23 protein-coding genes and 1 pseudogene are annotated in these 20,686 nt (G+C 70.9%); 13 read left to right on the forward strand and 11 right to left on the reverse strand.

Going from position 1 to position 20,686, the window contains the following annotated elements:
- The first annotated feature begins 138 nt into the window (after positions 1–138).
- Positions 139–969 (forward strand): MoxR family ATPase, encoded by an 831-nt coding sequence (locus ABZX22_RS26470; protein WP_354913714.1) that lies wholly within the window; start codon positions 139–141, stop codon positions 967–969.
- On the forward strand, positions 966–2,339 hold the full coding sequence (locus tag ABZX22_RS26475; RefSeq protein WP_354913716.1) for a VWA domain-containing protein: 1,374 nt from the start codon (positions 966–968) through the stop codon (positions 2,337–2,339). Before ABZX22_RS26470 ends, ABZX22_RS26475 begins: the two co-directional genes overlap by 4 nt.
- On the opposite strand, the gene ABZX22_RS26480 is transcribed toward ABZX22_RS26475, so the two are convergent.
- A complete protein-coding gene (locus tag ABZX22_RS26480; protein WP_354913718.1) occupies positions 2,320–3,093 on the reverse strand; it encodes a nuclease-related domain-containing protein in 774 nt (257 codons plus the stop codon). The genes ABZX22_RS26475 and ABZX22_RS26480 overlap by 20 nt on opposite strands.
- A gap of 146 nt (positions 3,094–3,239) precedes the next feature.
- Here ABZX22_RS26480 and ABZX22_RS26485 point away from each other — a divergent pair, with 146 nt between their 5' ends.
- Complete coding sequence (locus ABZX22_RS26485; protein ID WP_354913720.1) at positions 3,240–3,818, forward strand: TetR/AcrR family transcriptional regulator; 579 nt, start codon at positions 3,240–3,242, stop codon at positions 3,816–3,818.
- On the opposite strand, the gene ABZX22_RS26490 is transcribed toward ABZX22_RS26485, so the two are convergent.
- Complete coding sequence (locus tag ABZX22_RS26490) at positions 3,799–4,593, reverse strand: SDR family oxidoreductase (protein WP_354913722.1); 795 nt, start codon at positions 4,591–4,593, stop codon at positions 3,799–3,801. The two genes, ABZX22_RS26485 and ABZX22_RS26490, sit on opposite strands and share 20 nt — an antisense overlap.
- A gap of 70 nt (positions 4,594–4,663) precedes the next feature.
- Here ABZX22_RS26490 and ABZX22_RS26495 point away from each other — a divergent pair, with 70 nt between their 5' ends.
- The gene (locus tag ABZX22_RS26495; protein ID WP_354913724.1) at positions 4,664–5,227 is read left to right on the forward strand and encodes a helix-turn-helix domain-containing protein; all 564 of its coding nucleotides are present in this window, start codon (positions 4,664–4,666) and stop codon (positions 5,225–5,227) included.
- A 3-nt stretch (positions 5,228–5,230) separates the two neighbouring features.
- On the opposite strand, the gene ABZX22_RS26500 is transcribed toward ABZX22_RS26495, so the two are convergent.
- Genes ABZX22_RS26500 through ABZX22_RS26510 form a run of 3 tightly spaced genes read right to left on the reverse strand, consistent with a single transcriptional unit; the run spans position 5,231 to position 8,606 of the window.
- Positions 5,231–6,277: an acyl-CoA dehydrogenase family protein gene (locus tag ABZX22_RS26500; RefSeq protein ID WP_354913725.1), complete on the reverse strand. Its 1,047-nt coding sequence runs from the start codon at positions 6,275–6,277 to the stop codon at positions 5,231–5,233.
- A complete protein-coding gene (locus ABZX22_RS26505) occupies positions 6,274–7,413 on the reverse strand; it encodes an acyl-CoA dehydrogenase family protein (protein ID WP_354913727.1) in 1,140 nt (379 codons plus the stop codon). Before ABZX22_RS26505 ends, ABZX22_RS26500 begins: the two co-directional genes overlap by 4 nt.
- The gene (locus tag ABZX22_RS26510; protein WP_354913729.1) at positions 7,404–8,606 is read right to left on the reverse strand and encodes an acyl-CoA dehydrogenase family protein; all 1,203 of its coding nucleotides are present in this window, start codon (positions 8,604–8,606) and stop codon (positions 7,404–7,406) included. The genes ABZX22_RS26505 and ABZX22_RS26510 overlap by 10 nt, the downstream gene beginning before the upstream one ends.
- A gap of 107 nt (positions 8,607–8,713) precedes the next feature.
- Between ABZX22_RS26510 and ABZX22_RS26515 the strand changes: the two genes are divergently transcribed.
- Complete coding sequence (locus tag ABZX22_RS26515; RefSeq protein ID WP_354913731.1) at positions 8,714–9,301, forward strand: GNAT family protein; 588 nt, start codon at positions 8,714–8,716, stop codon at positions 9,299–9,301.
- Between the two features lie 95 nt (positions 9,302–9,396).
- On the opposite strand, the gene ABZX22_RS26520 is transcribed toward ABZX22_RS26515, so the two are convergent.
- Entirely contained in the window at positions 9,397–9,999 is a 603-nt protein-coding gene (locus ABZX22_RS26520; RefSeq protein WP_354913733.1) for a TetR family transcriptional regulator C-terminal domain-containing protein, read from the reverse strand.
- A 75-nt stretch (positions 10,000–10,074) separates the two neighbouring features.
- Here ABZX22_RS26520 and ABZX22_RS26525 point away from each other — a divergent pair, with 75 nt between their 5' ends.
- Positions 10,075–11,268 carry an FAD-dependent oxidoreductase gene (locus ABZX22_RS26525; protein WP_354913735.1) on the forward strand — a complete coding sequence of 398 codons (1,194 nt, stop codon included), beginning with the start codon at positions 10,075–10,077 and terminating at the stop codon, positions 11,266–11,268.
- On the opposite strand, the gene ABZX22_RS26530 is transcribed toward ABZX22_RS26525, so the two are convergent.
- The 3 genes from ABZX22_RS26530 to ABZX22_RS26540 form a co-directional block, all read right to left on the reverse strand.
- Complete coding sequence (locus tag ABZX22_RS26530) at positions 11,171–12,055, reverse strand: hypothetical protein (protein ID WP_354913737.1); 885 nt, start codon at positions 12,053–12,055, stop codon at positions 11,171–11,173. The two genes, ABZX22_RS26525 and ABZX22_RS26530, sit on opposite strands and share 98 nt — an antisense overlap.
- Before the next feature lie 74 nt (positions 12,056–12,129).
- On the reverse strand, positions 12,130–12,492 hold the full coding sequence (locus tag ABZX22_RS26535) for a VOC family protein (protein ID WP_354913739.1): 363 nt from the start codon (positions 12,490–12,492) through the stop codon (positions 12,130–12,132).
- Between the two features lie 35 nt (positions 12,493–12,527).
- The gene (locus ABZX22_RS26540) at positions 12,528–13,169 is read right to left on the reverse strand and encodes a helix-turn-helix domain-containing protein (RefSeq protein ID WP_354913741.1); all 642 of its coding nucleotides are present in this window, start codon (positions 13,167–13,169) and stop codon (positions 12,528–12,530) included.
- 78 nt (positions 13,170–13,247) lie between these two features.
- Between ABZX22_RS26540 and ABZX22_RS26545 the strand changes: the two genes are divergently transcribed.
- The 4 genes from ABZX22_RS26545 to ABZX22_RS26560 all read left to right on the forward strand — a co-directional run bounded on the left by ABZX22_RS26545 (position 13,248) and on the right by ABZX22_RS26560 (position 17,976).
- Positions 13,248–14,231: an SDR family NAD(P)-dependent oxidoreductase gene (locus tag ABZX22_RS26545; protein WP_354913743.1), complete on the forward strand. Its 984-nt coding sequence runs from the start codon at positions 13,248–13,250 to the stop codon at positions 14,229–14,231.
- 161 nt (positions 14,232–14,392) lie between these two features.
- Positions 14,393–15,271, forward strand: a complete 879-nt coding sequence (locus ABZX22_RS26550; protein ID WP_354913745.1) for an EamA family transporter — start codon at positions 14,393–14,395, stop codon at positions 15,269–15,271.
- Between the two features lie 80 nt (positions 15,272–15,351).
- A complete protein-coding gene (gene secA2 / locus ABZX22_RS26555; protein WP_354913747.1) occupies positions 15,352–17,541 on the forward strand; it encodes an accessory Sec system translocase SecA2 in 2,190 nt (729 codons plus the stop codon).
- 84 nt (positions 17,542–17,625) lie between these two features.
- A complete protein-coding gene (locus tag ABZX22_RS26560; protein ID WP_354913749.1) occupies positions 17,626–17,976 on the forward strand; it encodes a PRC-barrel domain containing protein in 351 nt (116 codons plus the stop codon).
- 54 nt (positions 17,977–18,030) lie between these two features.
- Here the strand turns inward: ABZX22_RS26560 and ABZX22_RS26565 are convergent, their stop codons facing one another.
- Entirely contained in the window at positions 18,031–18,627 is a 597-nt protein-coding gene (locus ABZX22_RS26565; protein ID WP_354913751.1) for a hypothetical protein, read from the reverse strand.
- A gap of 60 nt (positions 18,628–18,687) precedes the next feature.
- Between ABZX22_RS26565 and ABZX22_RS26570 the strand changes: the two genes are divergently transcribed.
- Together ABZX22_RS26570 and ABZX22_RS26575 are read left to right on the forward strand one after the other, a co-directional pair.
- Positions 18,688–19,149 (forward strand): DUF1360 domain-containing protein, encoded by a 462-nt coding sequence (locus tag ABZX22_RS26570; RefSeq protein ID WP_354913753.1) that lies wholly within the window; start codon positions 18,688–18,690, stop codon positions 19,147–19,149.
- Positions 19,146–19,637 carry a DUF6328 family protein gene (locus ABZX22_RS26575; RefSeq protein ID WP_354913754.1) on the forward strand — a complete coding sequence of 164 codons (492 nt, stop codon included), beginning with the start codon at positions 19,146–19,148 and terminating at the stop codon, positions 19,635–19,637. The genes ABZX22_RS26570 and ABZX22_RS26575 overlap by 4 nt, the downstream gene beginning before the upstream one ends.
- Here ABZX22_RS26575 and ABZX22_RS26580 read toward each other — a convergent pair.
- Positions 19,604–20,268 (reverse strand): annotated as a pseudogene (locus tag ABZX22_RS26580) (TIGR03557 family F420-dependent LLM class oxidoreductase). The gene ABZX22_RS26575 and the pseudogene ABZX22_RS26580 sit on opposite strands and share 34 nt — an antisense overlap.
- A gap of 63 nt (positions 20,269–20,331) precedes the next feature.
- Here ABZX22_RS26580 and ABZX22_RS26585 point away from each other — a divergent pair.
- A complete protein-coding gene (locus ABZX22_RS26585; RefSeq protein ID WP_164903902.1) occupies positions 20,332–20,481 on the forward strand; it encodes a GPGG-motif small membrane protein in 150 nt (49 codons plus the stop codon).
- Positions 20,482–20,686: the final 205 nt, after the last annotated feature.

Below are 20,686 nucleotides of genomic sequence, written 5' to 3' on the forward strand. Positions count from 1 at the left end.
TCTTGCCATGGCCATTACTGCAATAAGGCAGAAGACCGTTTATCGCCATTTCTCTTAACGCCACAGAACCCGTCAATCCGGACTTATTGTTGGCCCCTGCTAGAATAAAGTTCGGCCCCCCGCCTGACAGGAGCATCGATGTTCAACTCGCCCGCCGACGTGAGCGAGCGCCTCGCCGCCGTTGACTACCTCTCCGACGACTCCATCGCCACCTCGGTGTTCCTGGCCGCCGCGCTCGGCAAGCCGCTGCTCGCCGAAGGACCGGCGGGGGTCGGCAAGACGCAGCTGGCCAAGGCGGTCGCGAAGGCGACCGGGGCCCGCCTGATCAGGCTGCAGTGCTACGAGGGGCTCGACGAGGCCAGGGCGCTGTACGAGTGGAACTACAAGAAGCAGCTGCTGCGCATCCAGGCGACCAGCTCGGACGACGACATCTTCTCCGAGGAGTTCCTGCTGGAGCGGCCCCTGCTCAAGGCGATCAGGAGCGCCGAGCCGGCCGTCCTGCTGATCGACGAGACGGACAAGGCGGACGTCGAGGTCGAGGGCCTGCTGCTGGAGCTGCTGTCGGACTTCCAGGTGACGATCCCCGAGCTGGGCACGATCGAGGCGACGCTGCGGCCGTTCGTCGTGCTCACCTCCAACGCCACGCGGGAACTGTCGGAGGCGCTCAAGCGGCGCTGCCTCTACCTGCACATCGAGTACCCGACCCCGGAGCGCGAGCGCGACATCGTGCTGTCGCAGGTGCCGACCCTGCCCGCGGACCTGGCCGAACAGCTCGCCAGGACGGTGGCCACGCTGCGGGCGCTCGAGCTGAAGAAGGCCCCCTCGGTCGCCGAGACCGTCGACTGGGCGCGCACGCTGCTGGCGCTCGGCCGTGCGGAGCTCGACGAGGAGACCGTCTCCGGCACGCTCGGCGTGGTGCTCAAGCACGCCTCCGACCAGACGCGCGCCCGCAAGGAGCTGGGCCTGTGAGCCTGGTGGACCGGCATGTCGGCTTCGTGCACGCGCTGCGCGAAGCGGGGCTGCCGGTATCGCTGGCGGAGGGTCTCGACGCGGCCAGGGCGCTGCGCGTGATCGACCTGACCGAGCGGGAGTCGCTGCGGGCCGCCTACGCGGCGACGCTGGTCAAGAAGCCCGCCTACCGGCCGGGCTTCGACATGCTGTTCGACCTGTGGTTCCCGTCGTCCACCACCGGGCTGTCCGGTACGGCAGGCAGCCCAGGCGAGCACCCGGCCGACCCGCCCGACGATCCACGCGAGCACCCGGCCGACCCGCCCGACGACCCTCGCGAGCGCCTGGCCGAGCTGCTGCACGGTTCGACGGATGCCGAGATGAGGCAGTTCGCCCGCGCGATGGTCGACCGGTTCGGCCGCCAGCCCGCCGCGGAGGGCAGGCAGAACTGGTTCTCCTACAGCGTCATGCGGGCCCTGTCCCCCGAGACCCTGATCGCGCGCCTGCTGCGGGGTGTCCCGCGGGGCGGTCTGGAGGAGAGGACCGCCAGGCAACGGATCACCACCGACATCAGGCGCTTCGAGGAGGCCGTGGCCGCCGACGTCCGGCGGCGGATCGCCGAGGACTCCGGCATCGAGCGCATCGCCCGCTCCGCCGTACGGCCGCCGGTGGACCAGCTGGACTTCCTGCGGATCACCAGGGCGGACCTGGCCAGGCTGCGCAGAGAGGTGTATCCGCTGGCCCGCCGCCTGGCCACGCGCCTGACGATCAAGCACAGGCACGGCAGGCGCGGGCGGCTCGACTTCCGCAGGACGGTGCGGGCGTCGCTGTCCACGGGCGGCGTGCCCGTGGAGCCGAGGTTCCGGCCGCCGCGCCCGCACAAGCCCGAGCTGGTCATCCTGTGCGACACGAGCGACTCGGTCTCGTCCTTCGCCCATTTCACGCTGCTGCTCACGTACGCGCTGAGGGAGCAGTTCACCAAGGTGCGCGCATTCGGTTTCGTCGACACCGTGGATGAAATCACCCGGTTCTTCACCCCGGGTGGAGATGTGGGGGAGGCACTGACCCGACTCGCAACAGAAGCTCATATGTCGCGCTTCGGCCGGACGAATTATGGGCGGGCATTCGAGGAGTTCGCCGAAAAGGACGCCGTCGGGCCCAGGACCAGCCTGCTGATTCTCGGTGACGCGCGTTCCAATTACCAGCCGCCCGCGCTCGACACGCTGCGCCGGCTGGCCAAGGGCGCCCGGCACGCGTACTGGCTCAACCCCGAGCCGAGGCGGCAGTGGGACAGCGGCGACTCCCTCGCCACCGCCTACGGCTCGATCGTGCCGATGCGCGAGTGCCGCAACGTCACCCAGCTGGCGGAGTTCATCGAGCGACTGGCCTAGCCAGCTCCCGCGCCGCCGTACGGGCGATCAGCTCGATCTGCTCCTCGGTCAGCACCACCCGGCCCGCCCTCTTGATGACCTTGGCCACCAGCGAGGGCTTGAGCAGCGTGATGCCCTCGCCGCTCACGATGCCGCCGCGCGGCAGCCGTCCGCAGTGGACGGCGAGCATCGGCTCGATGGACAGCGCGATGCCGGTCTCCCTGCTGAGCAGTGCGGCGAAGGCGTCGGCGGTGTCGACCAGCGGCTTGGCCACGTGGGAGCCGAACTTCTCGCCGAAGAACAGCCGCCCGCCGTAGGCCGCGATGTCGGTGTCGGGCGACCACGCCTCGTTGTCGACGATCCAGGCCCCGGCGGGGCCGATGATCAGATGGTCGATGGAGGCCTGGCCGCGGATGGCCCGGCCCTGCAGGATGCGGTAGCCGGACTTGTTGAGGCCGCGTTTGAGCTTGCGCTGGGTGATCACCTCACCGCGGCGGCGGCCGCGCCAGACGGAGGTGGCGTTGAAGTTGTACCAGACGATGCCCCAGTCGAGGGCGGCGACGAGACCGGCGAACAGCAGCCCGAAGACGGGGATCCAGGGCAGGTCGAAGCGGAAGGCCAGCCCCAGCCCCGCGACGAACCCGACTCCCGCCTTGATCGCCCTCGACCGTTGCCGGTTCTTGGCGTCCTCGCGCCAGAACTTCTCGTACCACCACTGCGGGGACGAACCTGTGAACTTCTCGTCCTGCTGCACGTAGATCGAGCCACCGGGCACGGCAAACTCCCCGAGTTCAGTAGGTCCACCTTGGATCTGCCACGCCGAAGATCCCTCGCTGGTCATCAGATACCCAAGGTAAGCCTAACTTAGCCGTGACGAGGCCCTTCCGGACACTCAACCGACCAGTCGGTATGCTGTTGACCATGGCACAGGATGAACCGGTCAGGCAGCGGCTGTTGTCGGAGGCGACGAGGCTGTTCGCCGACCGTGGCTTCGAGAGCACGTCGGTGCAGGAGATCGTGGTCGCGGCCGGGGTCACCAAGGGCGCGATGTACCACTACTTCGACTCCAAGGACGACCTGCTGCACGAGATCTACGGTCGCGTGCTGCGGATGCAGATGGACAGGCTGACCAGGATCGCCGACGGCCCGGGGACCGTGGCGGAGCGTCTGCACGCCGCGGCGGCCGACGTCGTGGAGACAACGGCGGACAACCTCGACGACTCCAAGATCTTCTTCAGGTCGATGCACCTGCTGGCCCCCGAGACGCAGAAGACGGTCAGGGCCGATCGCCGGCGCTACCACGAACGCTTCCGCGACCTGGTGGCCGAGGGGCAGCGCGAGGGCGTGTTCCGTGCGGACGTGCCCGCCGAGATCGTGGTCGACTACTTCTTCGGCTCGGTCCACCATCTGGGCACCTGGTACCACGCCGACGGCCGGCTCTCGGGCGCCCAGGTCGGGGCGCACTTCGCCGACCTGCTGATCAGGTCGTTGCGACCGTAGGGGTGCGCGCGACGCCCCTGGTGACCATCCGGCTCACCAGGGCCAGCAGCCGGCGCGGCCGGCGCGGCATGAGGTGGGCCATCGCGAAGTTGCTCGCCCCCGGCACCACGTAGCCGCGGTCGCGGTCGAGGCCGCGCAGCGCCGCGGCGACCACCTGCCGGGGCGTGGACATCTTGCCGCCGATCGCCGCGTCTCTCGTGCCGAGCACGTCGAAGAAGGGGGTCTCGACCGGCCCCGGGGTCACGGCGAGCACCTTGACGCCGGTGCCGCGCAGCTCGCTCCACAGGGCCAGGCTGAAGTTGAGGACGAAGGCCTTGGACGCGCCGTAGGTGGCGAAGTAGGGCGCGACGTTGAAACCCGCGGTGGAGCCGACGTTGACCACCGCCCCCTCCCCTCGCGCCAGCATGCCCGGCACGAGCGCGTGGGTCAGGCCGACGAGCGCGACCACGTTGACCATGAGCTCGTCGTGCTCGCGCTCCGGCGAGAGGTCCTGGAAGCGGCCCGCCGTACCGAAACCCGCGTTGTTGACCAGCAGGTCGATCCGGCGTCCTTGGACGCGCTCGGCCACCCTGGCGGCGGCGTCGGGGGCGGACAGGTCCTGGCCGATCACCTCGACGGCGACGCCGTGCCGGTCGGCCAGCTCGGCGGCCAGCGCCTCCATCCTCTCCACGGAGCGGGCCACGAGCACGAGGTCGTGACCCCGGGCGGCGAGCTGCCGGGCGAACTCGGCGCCGATCCCGGAGGAGGCGCCGGTGACGAGAGCAGTCTTGTTCATGAGAGCGAATGTAGCAGCTTGATGAATAACTGCAACAGTTTGTCTCAGTTAGGTGCTGTAGCGTCGGCGCATGACAGTCAGGCGGTTGCGGGCGGACGCCGAGCGCAGCGTGCGAGCGATCATGGCGGCCGCCGAGCGGCTGTTCCGCGAGAACCCCTCGGCCACGATGGAGCAGATCGCCGAGGCGGCGGGGGTCGCGCGGGCCACGATCCACCGGCGCTTCGCCAACCGTGAAGCGCTCATCGAGGCGATGGAGCTGGCCGCGTGGCGCGAGCTCGACGCGATCGTCGAGGCCGCGCGCCCGCAGACCGCTCCCCCACTGGTCGCCCTCCACCAGGCGACGGCGGCGATCCTCGAGGTCAAACCGGGATGGCGGTTCACCCTGGCCGGCCCCGTGCCGATGGGCGCCGAGGCCAGGCAGGTGCAGGAGAGCGTGATGGGCAAGTGCGACGCGGTGTTCGCCAGGGCGCGGGACACCGGGCTGCTGCGCCCCGAGGCGGACGTGGCCTGGGTACGGCAGGCCTACCTGGCGCTGCTGACCGAGACCGCGCACACGGCACCCGACGACGCCGACCCCGACGCCCTGGCCGCCCGCCTGCTCGACACCCTCCTGTACGGCGTCGCGGCGCGTTGACGATCAGGCGGGAGCCGGCAGGTCGGCGAGCCCGGCCAGCGCGTCCCTGTGGTCACCCGGCGTGCCGAGCGCGATCTCGGTGGACTTGGCGCGCTTGAGGTACAGGTGGATGGGATGCTCCCAGGTCATCCCGATGCCGCCGTGCAGTTGCACCGCCTCCTCCGCCGCGTGCACCGCCACGCCCGCGTTCCAGGCCTGCGCGACCGCGGCCGACACCGGGTCGGCGGCGGTGGCCGCGCGGGCCGCGGCCCTGGCCCTGACGACGTCCAGCCACAGGTCGGCGAGCCGGTGTTTGATCGCCTGGAAGGACCCGACGGGCCTGGCGAACTGGTAGCGCTCCTTGACGTAGGCGAGCGTCGTCTCCAGGCACCACTCGGCCACGCCGAGCTGCTCGGAGGCCAGCAGCCCCGCCCCGAACCGCAGCGTCTCCGCCAGGTCGAACGCGCCCAGCGGTTCGGCCGCGGCGCCGTCCAGGGTGACGTTCGAGAGCGGCCTGGTCAGGTCGAGCGACGGCACCACCTCGACGCGGGCGCCGGCCGCGCGGACCGCGTGCAGGACGCCGCCGGCCGGCACCAGCAGCACGTCGGCCACGTCGGCGCCGGCCACGCCGCGGACCTGCCCGCTCAGCCTCCCGCCGGTCAAGGTGACCGCCGAGGGGACCTCCCGGTACGGCGTGGCCGCGAACGGCACGGCGAGGGCCGCGGCGCTCTCGCCCTCCGCCATCGCGCCCAGCGGGCCGGCGGCGCCCACCTGGAGGAGGGCGTGGGTGGCCAGCACCGCGCTGGTGAAGAACGGGACCGGCGCCACCGCCCTGCCCAGTTCCTCCAGCACGACCGCGACCTCCCTCGCGGAGGCGCCCGCTCCGCCGTACTGCTCGGGGATCAGCAGCCCGGCCACGCCGATGTCTCGCGCCAGCGTCTTCCACAGTTCGAGGTCGCAGGGCTCGCCCTCCACCCTGGCCGGCGCCGCGGACGGCGGGCAGCGGTCGGCGAGCACGGCGCGCACGGTGGCCCGCAGCTCGTCCTCGACGTCGGTGTAGAGCAGCGTCATCGCGGCAGGTCCTTCCAGGGCACGTCCTTGTCGGCGCGGGGTTCGGAGGGCAGGCCGAGCACGCGTTCGGCGATGATGTTGCGCAGGATCTCGGAGGTGCCGCCCTCGATCGAGTTGCCCTTGGCCCGCAGGTAGCGGTAGCCGGGGCCGCGGCCGAGGAAGTCGACCGAGTCGGAGCGGCGGAAGGCCCAGTCGTCGTAGCCGAGGTCGCGGTGGAACTCCACCTCGAATCCGGTCAGCGCCTGGTTGAGCCTGGCGAACGACAGTTTCATGCCCGAGCCCTCCGGGCCGGGCTGTCCCGCGGCGAGCTGCTCGCGCAGCCGTACCCCTGATAGGCGGGTGACCTCGGCCTCCACCCACAGCGCGAGCAGGCGCTGGTGCAGGTCGTGGGTGCGCAGCGCGGGGTGTTCGCGCCAGGCGTCGGCGACCAGCCCGATCATGCCGCCGCCCTGGCGGACGGGTCCGCCGCCGATGGCCACGCGCTCGTTCATGAGCGTGGTCCGGGCGACCCGCCAGCCGTCGCCGACCTCGCCGAGGCGCAGGTCGTCGGAGAGCCGCACCCCGGTGAGGAAGACCTCGTTGAACTCGGCCTCTCCGGTGATCTGGCGCAGCGGGCGCACCTCGACGCCGGGGGCGCGCATGTCGCAGATGAAGTACGTCAGGCCGCGGTGCTTGGGCAGGTCGGGGTCGGTCCTGGCGACGAGGATGGCCCAGCGGGCGTGGTGGGCGCCCGAGGTCCACACCTTCTGACCGTCGACGACCCATTCGTCGCCGTCCTTGACGGCTCGCGTCGCGAGCGTGGCCAGGTCCGAGCCCGCGCCGGGCTCGCTGAACAGCTGGCACCAGATCTCCTCGCCCGTCCACAACGGGCGCAGGAAGCGCTTCTTCTGCCCCTCGGTGCCGAAGGCGAGGATGGTGGGGGCGGCCATGCCCAGGCCGATCGCCTGCACGCCGGTGTCGAGCTGCGGGGTGTGCGCGAGCGCGCGTTCGACCTCCTGCTGCGTCTCGCGGGGCGCGCCGAGCCCGCCCAGCCCGACGGGGAAATGCACCCACGCCAGCCCCGCGTCGAATCTGGCGCGCAGGAACTCCAGGCGGTCGGAGGGAGCGTTCGCGAGGAACCTGTCGACTACATCCACTTCTTCAGCTCCCTGTGGGCGAGCGAACGCTTGTGCACCTCGTCGGGCCCGTCGGCGAAGCGCAGCGACCGCACGCCCGCCCAGAGCCCGGCCAGCGGGAAGTCCTGGCTGACCCCGCCGGCGCCGTGCACCTGGATGGCCTTGTCGAGGATCCACTCCACGTCACGGGGAGTGGCGATCTTGATCGCCTGGATCTCGGTGTGGGCGCCCTTGTTGCCGACGGTGTCCATCAGCCATGCGGTCTTCAGCACCAGCAGCCTGAGCTGCTCGACGCGCACCCTGGACTCGGCGATCCAATCCTGGACCACCCCCTGCTCGGCGATGGTCCTGCCGAAGGCCGTACGGCTCAGCGAGCGCCTGCACATCAGCTCGATCGCCCGCTCGGCCATGCCGATCATGCGCATGCAGTGGTGGATACGGCCGGGGCCGAGCCTGGCCTGCGCGATCGCGAAGCCGCCGCCCTCCTCGCCGATCAGGTTCTCCGCGGGCACGCGCACGTCCTCGAAGACCACCTCGGCGTGGCCGCCGTGGTCGGCGTCGCTGTAGCCGAAGACGTGCATGCCGCGCTCGATGCGCAGGCCGGGGGTGTCGCGGGGAACGAGCACCATGCTCTGCCGGCGGTGCTTGGGCGCGTCGGGGTCGGTCTTGCCCATGACGATGAAGATCTTGCAGTCCGGGTTCATCGCGCCGGAGATGAACCACTTGCGGCCGTTGATGACGTACTCCGCGCCGTCCTTGACGATCCGGGTGGCGATGTTGGTCGCGTCGGAGGAGGCGACCTCGGGCTCGGTCATCGCGAACGCCGAGCGGATCTCGCCGTCGAGCAGCGGCTGCAGCCACTCCTTGCGCTGCCACTCGCTGCCGAACATCGACAGCACTTCCATGTTCCCCGTGTCGGGCGCGGCACAGTTGGTCGCGGTCGGCGCGATGCGCGGGCTGCGACCCATGATCTCGGCCAGCGGCGCGTACTGCAGGTTGGTGAGGCCGGCACCGTGCTCGCCGGGCAGGAAGAGGTTCCACAGCCCTCGCCTGCGGGCCTCCTCCTTCAGATCGGACATCAGCGGCGGGCTGCTCCAGCCGCCGGCCGCCGCCTGCTCCTCGAAGGCCTGCTCGGCCGGATAGACGAACTCGTCCATGAAGCGCAGCAGCCGCTCGCGCAGGTCCTCGGTGACGGTGTCGAAGGCGAAGTCCATGACGTGACCCTACCGACCGGCCGGTATGGGTGTCGACAAGTGGTCGCGAGGAAAACCGGCCGGGTGGCCATGACCGCAGGTGGGCGCTGCTCTGTACGGTGTGCCGCATGACCGTCAAGATGCCGACCGCCATCGTCCACGAGAACTCCGTCGTACGGCTCGAGCCGCTCACCCTCGGCCACATACCCGACCTGTTCGAGGCGGGCGGCGGTGACGACGAGGTGTGGCGCTGGCTGTCCGTCCCGACGCCGCGCACGCCGGACGAGCTCGCCGCGATCGCCGCCGAGATCATCGGCAGCGACAAGTACGCGGCGCACGCGGTCATCCCCCGGCACACCGGCAAGGCCGTCGGCTGGACGACCTACATCGACGTGCCCGGCTTCGACCAGAGCATCGAGATCGGCTGGACCTGGTACGGCCGGACGGTCTGGCGCACGGCGGTGAACACCAGCTGCAAGGTGCTGCTGATCGACCACGCCTTCGACGTGCTCGGCCACAACAGGGTGCAGCTGAAGACCGACCACCTGAACCTCAGGTCGCAGGCGGCGATCCGGCGGATCGGCGGGGTGCACGAAGGGACGCTGCGGCGGAACAGGCAGCGGCCGAACGGGACGTGGCGGGACGCCGTGGTGTTCGGCATCCTGCCCGAGGAGTGGCCCGAGCACCGGGCCCGCCTCGTGTCCTCCTCCTCCTGAGCGCGCCGGTCACCCCGACCCGGGTGACCCCGACCGCGGTCACCCCGGTCACCCCGGCCACCCCTCCGTGCAGCCGCCGGGGTCAGGGCGAGCGCTCAGGACAGCATGCCGGACAGGAACTCGCCGATCCCCGCCCGCAGATCCTCCGGCGTCGGCGTCGTACCGGCCCCCGCGATGGCGTCGAACATGACGCCCTCGCCGTAGGCGACCAGTTGCCGCCCGTGCCGTTCCGGATCCGGCGATCCCGCCGCGGCCAGCAGGGCGACGGCGGGGGCCCGGAAGCGGGCGCCCGCCCTGTCGTAGATCTCCCGCAGTTCGGGACGGCGGGTCGCCTCCAGGGCCAGCTCGTAGCGGGCGAGGGTCCTGCGGCGGTCGGCGAACAGGCCCCAGAGCACCTCGGCGATCACGCCCGCCAGGTCGTCGCGATCCAGCGGCTCCTCCGCCGCGGACCCGGTGAGCCGACCTTCACCCGGCCATTCCACCGGCAGGGCGGCCGCCGGGGACATCGCCGTCGACTCCAGCTCGGTCAGGCGTTGCAACGTCAGCTCCAGCAGCGCCGCCCTGGTCCGGGCCAGATTGGAGGTCGACCCCGGAGGAAGGCCGGCGAACTCGTCCACCGCGCGGTGGGTCAGCCCGCGCATGCCGCGCTCGGCGAGCAGGGTGATCGCCGCCTCCGCGACGGCCTCCGAACGTCTCACGTGACCGAGACTACACTTGTAGTTGAAACTACGGCTGTAGTACCGTCCTAACTACAGCCGTAGTGAGGAGTGGACATGTCGAAGGCAGTCGTGATCGGCGCGGGGATCGGCGGCCTGGCCGCGGCCATCGCGCTGGAGCAACGCGGATGGGACGTCACCGTCCTGGAACGGGCGAAGGCGCTCGAACCGGTGGGCTCAGGGCTGGCGATCGCGGCCAACGCCCTCAAGGCGCTCGACACCGTCGGTCTCGGCGACGAGGTCCGCCGGCTGTCACGGATCCAGGGCAAGGGCGGCATCAGGACGCCGAGCGGCCGCTGGCTGGCCCACACCACCGAGGAGCGCGCCACCGCCAGGTACGGCGACTCGGTGGTCGTCATGCTGCGGGCCACGCTCATGGACCTGCTCGCCGACCGGGTGAAGGATCTACGGCTCGGCACGGCCGTCACCGCCGTCGACGCCGGCACCGGCGAGGTCCGCGCCGAACGCGCCCCGGCCGGCCCCGCCTCCGGGGCCACGGGCACGGACGGCATCGCGTTCGAGGCCGACCTGGTGATCGGGGCGGACGGCATCCACTCGGCCACGCGCACCACGCTCTTCCCCGGCCACCCCGCCCCCGTCTACTCGGGCGTGACCGCCTGGCGGGCCCTGATGCCCCATCCGGGCGGCACCGTCCAGAGCGCCGAGACGTGGGGAAGGGGCCAGATCGTGGGCGTCCTCCCGCTGGCCGGCGACCTGGTCTACCTCTACGCCACCGACCTGTCGCCCGCGGGAGCCGTCCATGGGGACGAGCGCGCGGAACTGCTGCGCAGGTTCGGAAGCTGGCACGAGCCGGTGCCCGCGCTGCTGGAGTCCGTCGCCCCGGAGAAGGTGATCCGCAACGACGTCTTCTTCCTCGACACCCCGCTGCCCGCCATGCACCGCGGCCGGGTGGCGCTCGTCGGCGACGCCGCGCATCCCATGACGCCGAACCTCGGCCAGGGCGCCTGCCAGGCGATCGAGGACGCGGTCGTCCTGGCGGCCAACACCGGCGACCTCGCCGCCTACACCGCGGCCAGGCTGGAGCGCACCTCGAAGGTGGTGGCCCGGTCGATGAAGCTCTGCCGCATGACCAAGCTCCGCCACCCGCTCGCCGTACGGCTGCGCGACACGGGCATGTCGCTGGCGGCCAGGTTCAGCCCCGATCTGATGCTGCGGTCGATGGATGAGGTACTGGGATGGACACCTCAGGACTCGGCCGGGAGTGGTCGGGGGCCAGCCGTCCCAGCGTGATCGTCCCTGCGATGGTCAGCGCCGCGGCCAGCAGCGCGGGCACGGCCGTCGACGGCGAGGTGGGCAGCGGCTCGCCGAGCAGGATCGCCCCCGCGAGCACAGAGGTGACCGGGTCGATGACCTGCACGCCCGCGTAGGCGACGCCGAAGTAGCCGACCGCGTAGGAGCGCTGGAGCAGCACCACCGCGAAGACCAGCATCACCGGGATGACCAGCGTGAACCAGTGGAGGAGCCGGGAGAGGTCGCCGTGCAGACCGGCGCCGACCACCCGCACGAACGTCGACACGCTGGCGGTCACCACCCCCGCCCCGACCGACAGCAGCAGCGCCTTGGTGGCGCCCTGCGATCTGGCCGCGGCCGCGTTCGAGACCAGCACGATCAGCCCGATCACCGCGAGGAAGCCCAGCGCGGCGGGGGTGGACAGTTCGGGGGTCACGTTGGTGTGCGGGACCAGCAGCGTCAGCCAGAGCAGGCCGACCGCGACGGCGATGGATCCGAGGATCTCGGCCCGGTACGGCTTGCGGCCGTACAGGTAGGCGGCCAGCGGCACGGCGAACACGAGTGTCGCCACCGACACCGGCTGCACGACCACCAGCGGCGCGAAGCTCAGCGCCACGGCGTGCAGGCTGGCGCCGGTGAAGCCGATGACGCCGCCGATCCACCAGCGGGGCCGCTTGACCAGCTTGAGCGAGGCGCCGGCGGCGACGGCCTCGAACTGCTGCAGCGCCGCTCCGATCGCGTATCCCAGTGCCCCAGCGAGGGCGATGATCAGGCCGACCCAGGTCATGGGCGCCCACGCAGGGGCATGTTCACGAGCATTCCTCCAGCTTAGGGCGCCCGCCGCGGCCGTTGAATCAGACTTTAGGAGGACCTCTCCGGACATACACAGAACAGATGCCCCTCGGGGTCCTGCATGACGACCCATCCGTCACCGGGTTGGAAGTCGGGCCTGGTGGCGCCCATGGCCTCGTACTCCTCGACCGCCTTGGCCACGTCGGGAACCCTGAAGTCGAGGTGGAACTGCTTGTCGTCGCTGGGCCATGCGGGGGCCCGGTATCCCGGGATGCGGCCGAAGTAGATGGTCGTGCCGCCGTCGCTCACGGCGGAGTACCCGGGTTCGGCGACCTGGATGCCGAGACCGGTGACCTGGCTCCAGAACTCGGCCATGCGGACGGGGTCATCGCAGTCGATGGTGAACGCGACGAGGTTTGCCTTCGTTGTCATGCGCTCAGTCTTCACGTCATACCTGTCAGCTCGTGTCAGGTACATGAAGATTCGTCCCGAGGGCCGCTCATGTGTTGCCGGCGGCAGCACATGACCAGGTCCACGGCCTGCCGCATCGCACGCCGTACCCCTTCGGGAGAGTCGCCACGCGCCAGAGCGGCCAGCGTCGCGGCGCTCACCGCGCCGATCACGCCGCCCACCAGCGCGGCGGCACCGATCGGGTCAAGCTGGTCCGGGTAGGCCTCGTGCAGCGCCCCGGCCACCTCGTCCTGTGCGGCGAGGTATCGCTGGAGCACGCGCGCCTGCAGCACCGGAGACGAGGCGGCCAGGCGGACCCGTAGCGCCGCGAGCCCGCTGGCCAGATCACCGTCCCAGCTGTTGGCGATCATCCGCTCCGTCGCCCGCAGGAGGACGTCGGGATATCCCTCGGCGGGACCGCGCTCGGCGATCACCCGCAGGGCGAGGTCGATCCGCACGTCGGCGTCGGCGAAGAGCACGTCCTCCTTCGCCTGGAAGTGGAGGAAGAAGGTGCGGGTGGACACCTCGGCCGCCTCGGCGATCTCGGCCACGGTGACGTCCTCGTAGCCCTTGTCCTCGAACAGGTGGACCGCCGCGTCGATCAGGGCCTGCCGCGTGCGCAGCTTCTTGCGCTCCCGCAACCCGAGGCTCTCGTTCATGGCGCCATCCTATTGCATTCCATGTATTGCTTCATGCTATGTATTGATGCATCGAATGTAGCGAACTGGAGGTCACCCATGGGACACCTGGACGGACGCGTCGTGCTCATCACCGGCGCCGGGCGGGGCATCGGGCGAGAGGAGGCGCTGCACTTCGCCGCCGAGGGCGCCAAGGTCGTGGTCAACGACCCCGGCGTGGCCATCGACGGCTCCGGTGGCGACTCCGGCGTGGCGGCCGCGGTGGTCGAGGAGATCGTCGCCCGCGGCGGGCAGGCCGTGGCCAGCACCGACAGCGTCGCCGACTGGGACGGCGCGCGGCGCATGGTGGACACAGCCCTGCAGGTCTTCGGCGACCTCCACGTCGTCGTCAACAACGCGACCATCGAGCGCAACCGGGCGCTCGCCGACCTGACGGAGGAGGAGTTCGACGACGTCGTCGCCGTGAAGCTGAAGGGCACGTTCGCGGTCACGCGGTGGGCGGCCCGGTACTGGCGCGAACGATTCGAGGCCGGGGTCCGCGTCGACCGGGCCGTCGTCAACACCTCCTCGGGCTCCGGCCTGCTCAACCCGCTGCCCACCCAGGCCTCCTACGCGGCCGGCAACGCGGGCGTCGCGGCGCTGACCATCGTGGGAGCGCTCGAACTCGGCCGGTACGGCGTGCGAGTCAACTGCCTGTCCCCCTCCATGGCCCGCACCCGGCTCACCCTCGACGTCCCCGGCATGCGCGAGGAACCGTCCGCGGACGGCTTCGACCCGTTGCACCCCTCCACCAGCGCGCCCGTCGCCGCCTACCTGGCAAGCGCCGCGTGCCCGCTCACCGGTCAGGTGCTCTCGGTCCGCGGCGGGTCGGTCGCGGTCAACCACGGATGGTCGCGCGGCGGGCACGTGCGAAAGGACGGCCGGTGGACCGTCGGCGAACTCGCCGAGAAGCTGCCGGCGGTGCCGATGGACGACCCCTTCGGCAAGCTCGCCGACGCCCTCGGCGGCGCCCTCGGCCCGGACGGGCGCGCCAGGATCCAGGAGATGATCGACGCGCTGCTCGACCAGGAGGGCAGGCGGTAGGGTGAGTCCCGTGCCGTTCTTCATCATCTCTCCGCCCGCCGCGCGCTAGCGGGCGGCCTCTCTCCTGATCTTTCCTGATCTCTCCGGATCCACGGGATCCGGCGGTGGTTGCTGCCCGCGTACGGGCCGAACGTCGACAACCACTCCATCCGGAGAAATCAATGACGCAAGTTTCCGTACGGCGCGGCGTGCTGTACGTCTCCGTGGCCGCGGCCGCCTGGGGCACCGGCGGCGCGGCGGGCTCCCTGCTCTTCCAGTCCGCCGGGATGGGGCCGATCGGGGTGTCGCTCTGGCGCTACCTGCTCGGCGCGCTCTTCCTGCTCTTCCTCATCCGGCGCCGGCCCCGCCCGCACGGCAGGCTCCTGCTCGTGGGAGCGGGGATGGCGGTGTACCAGACCGCCTACTTCGCGGCGATCTCCTCCTCGGGCGTGGCCGTCGCGACGGTCGTCACGATGGGCGCGACCCCGCTGTTCACCGCGCTCGGCGGGCGGCTGTTCCTCGGCGAACGGCTCGACCGGGTGGGCGCCGTCTGCGTGGGCGCCGCCCTGGCGGGGCTGGTCATGCTGACCGGCGAGACGGCGCTGGACGGCACGACCGCCCAGACCGGGGCGGGGGCGCAGACGCCGGCCGGGATCGGGTTCGCCCTGCTCTCGGCCGCCGGATACGCCGCGGTCACCCTCCACTCCCGGCGGCACCACGACGACCCGTACGGCACCGCGGTCGGCGGGTTCGCCGTCGGCGCGCTGTGCCTGGCCCCCTTCGCCCTGGTCGACGGGGTGCTGCCGCAGGTCACGCTGCCCACCGTCGGCCTGCTCCTCTACCTCGGCGCGGTGCCGACCGCCCTGGCGTACGGGCTGTACTTCAGGAGCCTGTCGGCGCTCAGGGCGACCACCGTCTCGGTGATCTCCCTCGGCGAGGCGGTCGGCGCGGCGGCCCTCGGCGTGCTGGTGTTCGGCGAGCGGCTGACCGTGCTCACCACGGCGGGCTGCCTCGTCCTGCTCGCCGCGGTGATCACACTGACCGTTCACGAACGCGGATGAGCTAGTGTCCGGTACGGCGGCGTCCGCCGTACCGGACAGGTCCGGGAACCGGTGCCGACCGAGCGCTCGTTGGAGGATTCGTGGCGTCGTTTTCCGGGTTTTTCAGGAACATCCTGGACCGGCCAGGTGGCCTGAACCTGTCCCCGTACAGGAAGATCGTCGATGCGGCGGGCAAGCTGTCCTATCCCGGCGAGCTGCCCAGGCCGAGGACGGACAACCTGGCCGAGTTCTGCGCCGTGGCGCGCGAGGCGGCCGACCGGACGCTGGGGCTCAGGCCGTACGACGTGCAGCTGCTCGGCACCGTGGCGCTGCTCCACGGTCACGTGGCCGAGATGGCCACCGGCGAGGGCAAGACGCTGTCGGGCGCGATGGCCGCGGCCGGATACGCGCTGCAGGGCAAGCGGGTCCACGTGATCTCGGTCAACGACTACCTGGCACGGCGTGACGCCGAGTGGATGGCGCCGTTCTACGACGCGCTCGGCGTCACGGTCGGCTGGATCGACCAGAACTCCACGCACGAGGAGCGCCGCGAGGCCTACACCAAGGACGTCTGCTACGGCCCGGTCAGCGAGATCGGGTTCGACGTGCTGCGCGACCGGATGCGCACCGATCCGGCCGACATCATCATGCCCGCGCCCGAGGTGGCGCTGGTCGACGAGGCCGACTCCGTCCTGGTGGACGAGGCGCGGGTGCCGCTGGTGCTGGCCGGCGCGGCCGACGCCGGCGACGCCGTACCGGAGATGGCGGAGCTGGTGCGCACCCTGGTCAGGGGCTACCACTACGAGATCGACGAGCAGGCCAGGAACGTCTTCCTGACGTCCAAGGGCGCCGACAGCGTGGAGGCGATCCTCGGCGTCGAGCTCTACGACGAGCACGAGCCCGGCACGCTCATCGAGCTGAACCTGGCGCTGCACGCGCACGCGCTGCTGACGCGCGACGTCGACTACATCGTCCGCGACGGCAAGGTCCAGCTCATCAACCCCTCGCGCGGCCGGGTGGCGCTGCTGCAGCGCTGGCCCGACGGGTTGCAGGCGGCGGTGGAGGCCAAGGAGGCGCTCTCGCCGACCGAGAAGGGCGAGATCCTCGACCAGATCACCGTGCAGGGGCTGATCAGACGCTACCCGCAGGTGTGCGGCATGACCGGCACGGCGGTGGCGGTCAGCGAGCAGCTCGGCGAGTTCTACGACCTCAAGGTCGCCGTCATCCCGCCCAACAAGCCGTGCGTCAGGGAGGACGAGCCCGACCGCCTCTACCCGACCGAGCCCGACAGGGACGCGGCGCTGGTGGAGGAGATCCAGGCGATGCACGCCACGGGCCAGCCGATCCTCATCGGCACCCTCGACGTGGCCGCGTCGGAGCACCTCGCCAAGCTGCTGCAGCGGCGCGGCCTCGACCCCGTCGTCCTCAACGCCAAGAACGACGCGGAGGAGGCGGCGATCATCGCGCGCGCCGGCGAGCGCGACGCCATCACCGTCTCCACCCAGATGGCCGGACGCGGCACCGACATCCGCCTCGGCGAGGGCGTGGCCGAGCTGGGCGGCCTGTACGTGATCGGCTCCGGCAAGCACGTCAGCAGCCGGCTCGACGACCAGCTGCGCGGCCGCGCGGGACGCCAGGGCGACCCCGGCGGCTCGGTCTTCTTCGCCGGCATGACCGACGACCTGGTCACCCAGTTCGTCCCCGGCGAGCGCCCGCCGCCCGCCGACCCCGACGGCGTGGTACGGCACCGCCGCGGCGCCTACCTCGTCGGCCACGCGCAGCGGGTCGCCGAAGGCGTCAACCTGGAGATCCACCGCAACACCTGGCGCTACACCCGCCTGCTCGAGCACCAGCGCGAGCTCATCCTGGAGTGGCGCGACAAGGTCCTGCACGGCGACTCCGCCGCCAAGGCGCTCGCCGAGGCCGATCCGGAGCGCTGGGCCGCCCTCGACGAGGAGACCCGCGACGAGACCGCCCGGCAGATCGTGCTGCACGCCATCGACACCTGCTGGACCGAGCACCTGGCCTTCCTGAGCGACCTGCGCGAGGGCATCCACCTGCGGGCGCTCGGCCGGATGAGCCCGGTGGACGAGTTCCAGCGCGAGGCCGTGGCGGAGTACAGGACGTTGCTGGCCGAGGTCGAGCGCCGCTCGCTGGAGTCCTTCGAGGCCCCGGCGCGCGAGCTGAAGCGCCCGTCGGCGACGTGGACGTACATGGTGCAGGAGAACCCGTTCGGCACCGAGCTCGACCGCCTGCTGAAGCGGGTCACCTCGGCCCTGCGGCACGGCTGAGCGCCGGACGGGATTGACCCTCACTTCCGCGGGTAGAGGGGGCGGGCCCGAGAAAGACGAGCAGAAGAGAGGGAGAGAGCACCGATGGAGCTCTGGAACTATCGTCCTGACGTCTACGACCGCAACCAGAGCCTGGACCTGGCGGGATACCACGTCCACGCGACGGACGGGAAGATCGGGAAAGTCGACGAGGCCACCTACGAAGTGGGCGAGAGCTACGTGGTCATCGACACCGGTCCGTGGATCTTCGGTAAGAAGGTCATGCTGCCGGCTTCGGTGATCACGCGCATCGACCCGCAGGAGAGCATCGTCTACGTCTCCAGGACGAAGGAAGAGATCAAGGACGCGCCCGAGTTCGACGAGGGCACGTTCAAGGAGCCGGAGTACCGGCAGCGGCTGGGCGACTACTACGGCCGCTTCCCGCAGTCCTTCTGACCCAGGAGGCAGGAAGGGCCGCGCCCCCAGGGCGCGGCTCTTCTCATGTCCAGTTCAGGGCCAGGAGACGCTCATCCCCTTCTCCACCGGCTTCTCGATCACCCCCAGCCGCTCCAGCAGCGTCAGGAACGTCGACGCGTAGGGCGACGCCTCGACCACCGCCGCCACGCGGCTCCAGTCGACCTGCTCACGCATGGCCCTGACCTGGGGCAGCAGCCCGCCGTAGTCGCACGAGTGCTCGGACAGCGGCAGCAGCCAGGAGATCACCAGATCCGTCGCCTCCAGGACCGGCACGATCACCGCCGCAGCCACCAGCGGCTCGGCCCGTTCCAGCAGCCCCTCGGTGACCGGCCGGTAGGCCACCCTGAAGATCAGGTCCACCAGCCGTCCCTCGTCGTACGCCTTGACCAGCCAGTCCTCGGGCGGCCGCACCGTGTCGAACCCGGCGCGCGTCAGGGCGTCCAGCGCCGCGGGCGCGTCCTTCTCCAGGATCACGAAGTCCACGTCGTGCAGGGACGGCGCCGCCCCTCGCGCGTAGGCGGCGCAACCTCCGGCGAGCGCGTATCTGACGCCCGCGTCCTTGAGGCCGGAGCTGGCGCGTTTCAGGGTTTCCAGGATCGCGTCGGTGACCTCGTGACTGTGGCTGCCCATGGCACGGCACTACCCGATCGATCGGCGACTAGACCTGGCGGCAAGGGGTAGCGGGCCCCCATGACCGAGATCTCCGAGGGGTACGGCCGCCCGCTGAGCGGCTACGTCAAGATCATGGCGGCGTACGGCACGGCCGTGGCCGCCGCGGCCGCGCTGGCCGCGCTGAACGGGAAGCGCCCGCCCGACCGGCTCGGTCTGCTCGATCTCTTCCTGATGGGGGTGTGCACCCACCGCCTGTCGCGCACGCTGGCCAAGGATCCCGTGACGAGCCCGTTGCGCGCGCCGTTCACCACGTTCCAGGGTGTCAGCGGCCCGGCCGAGCTCAAGGAGGAGCCGCGCGACGCGATCGGCGAGCTGATGGCCTGCCCGTTCTGCCTGGCGCAGTGGGTGGCGACGGGCTACGCCGCCGGGCTCGTGCTCGCGCCCCGGCTGACCAGGCTGGTCGGCGCGACCATGACGGCGGTGGCCGTCTCCGACTGGCTGCAGTTCGGTTACGTGAAGCTCATGAAGGAGGCCGAGTGAGGCAGGAACGTCCGGAGCCCGGTGAGAGCCACAAGGAACGGGTGGATCGGGAGCTCGCCGAACTGTTACAGGGTCTGCGGGTGGCGGTCACGGGCGTGCAGGTGCTCTTCGCGTTCCTGCTGACGCTGCCGTTCCAGGCCGGCTTCCCCAAGGTCGACGCCGTGGGCAGGTGGCTGTTCTTCGTGTCGCTGATCGCGTCGGCGTTCGCCTCGGTCTGCTTCATCACGCCCGCCGCCCAGCACCGGTTGATCTTCAGGACCGGGTTGAAGGAGCGGATGCTGCAACGCGCCAACGGGCTGGGCGTGGCGGGCGCGATCCTCCTACTGGTCGCCATGTCGAGCGCGGTCGCGCTGGTGACCGAAACCGTGATCGACAGCTGGGAGGCCGCGCTGTTCGGCGGTGCGGTGGCGGTGGCCGGCGGATGGTTCTGGCTGCTGCAGCCGCTCCTGGACCTCTACCGCACCCGGGGCAGCACCTCGGTGGAGTAGAAGTCGAAGAAGGCGTCCTGGTTCGTGCCGATCTGGTTGACGTAGACCTCGTCGAACCCCGCCTCGACGTACGCCTTGACGGCCTGGGCGTGCACCTCGGGATCGGGCCCGCAGGGGATCGACCCGGCGAGCTTGTCCTCGGGGACCATCGCGGCCAGCTGCTCGAAGTGGCGGGGCAGCGGCAGCAACTGCAGCGCCTCCCCCTCGATGCCTTGTCCCACAGCGCGTGCATGATCTCAACGGCCTCTTCGAGCATCTCCAGCCGGTCGCGTGCGGGCGGCCACGGGGCGCCGGTGACGTGCTCGTTCAGCGCCTCGCCCGTGCCGATGCCGAGGCGGAAGCCGCCCCGGCACATGGCGGCGCTGGTGGCCGCCGCCTGGGCGACGACGGCGGGGTGGATGCGGATGAGGGGACAGGTGACGGCAGTGGTGACGGGTAGCGCGGTGGTGGCCGCGATGCCGCCGATCACCGACCAGACGAACGGGCTGTGACCCTGCACGTCGAGCCAGGGGTGGTAGTGGTCGGAGATCCACAACGCGTCGAAGCCCGCCTGCTCGGCGCGTTGCGCCTGCCGGACCAGTTCGGTGGGTCCATGCGTCTCCGATGCCAGAAAGTAACCGAATGTCGTCATAACCGAGCCCCTTCCCGGGCCGTCCGACGTTAGACGGCCTTCCTCAGGGGCAGCTTGGATGCCATGGCTACATTGCTTTGGATCATCGCAGTCATCCTCGTCATCGCCGGGATCTACGTGATCCTGGCCCGTCGCGACATCCTCTGGGGGATCGTCCTCATCGTCCTCGGATTCCTGGTCGGCCCCGGTGGTGTGAGCATCTTCAACGTCTGACCCTCGGGGCGGGACTCCGGTCCATGCCGCCCCGAGGCGACGCTGTGATAGGCCCTGACGGGGCCGGTTCCCGGACCGTGACGGCTGAGGCCGTCCGGGCCAGGGCGCCGACCGTCGCCGGCGCGCGTCAGGGACGAGACGGCCGCGGAGCCGACCGGCTCCGCGGCCATGGCCTGTCCGGGGGGTGGACGACCGGTTCTCCGGC

Source organism: Nonomuraea sp. NPDC003804, assembly GCF_040610675.1.
In the GTDB taxonomy this organism is placed as follows: domain Bacteria; phylum Actinomycetota; class Actinomycetes; order Streptosporangiales; family Streptosporangiaceae; genus Nonomuraea.